2 protein-coding genes are annotated in these 564 nt (G+C 20.2%); both read right to left on the reverse strand.

From position 1 onward, the window contains the following. On the reverse strand, positions 1–376 hold a 376-nt coding region (locus tag HY29_RS20000; protein ID WP_155838417.1), incomplete at its 3' end, for a DNA-directed RNA polymerase. Next, the coding region (locus tag HY29_RS19450; RefSeq protein ID WP_162176758.1) for a hypothetical protein at positions 377–564 on the reverse strand (188 nt) is incomplete at its 5' end.

A 564-nucleotide genomic window follows, 5' to 3' on the forward strand; every position in this document is an offset into this window, starting at 1 on the left:
GATCTTTAATAGATTGAATAATTCTATCTCTAAATTTATTAAGAAAATTTAAATCAGTGTATTGTATAATAAAAGTTTTTCTAACAGCATGAATAAGATCACCCATTTTATTTGGATGTGTTCCAAAACAGTCATGAACAGCTAAAATATTATTAATATTATTTTTTCTTGTTTCTAGTATAATTTCGTATAAATGACTAGCATCTAAAGAATGAATAACATTAGGAATAATTGCTAATTCTTGTTTGAAAGTATTAAGTTCATCAGTTTTTTCTGTTAAGTTTAATTGTTTAGTTCTTCCAAATAATTTAATAGATATAGAAGATGTTTTAGTTTTATTATATTTTTGAGTTATATCTAAACCTGCAGGTGTAATTCAATTTAAAGGTATATTTAATTTATTTGTTAATTTAGCCATTGATTTTAAAAAAGAATAAACTTTTTCTAATCCTTTATATTCTTTAAAAATAGTCTCATTAAGAATTTTTGCTATTTTATAAATATCTTTAATATTTAAAATAATATCTTCTCCTTTAATTTTAGATGGTACTTTATAAATATATT

The organism is Hyphomonas beringensis (assembly GCF_000682755.1).
GTDB lineage: Bacteria > Pseudomonadota > Alphaproteobacteria > Caulobacterales > Hyphomonadaceae > Hyphomonas > Hyphomonas beringensis.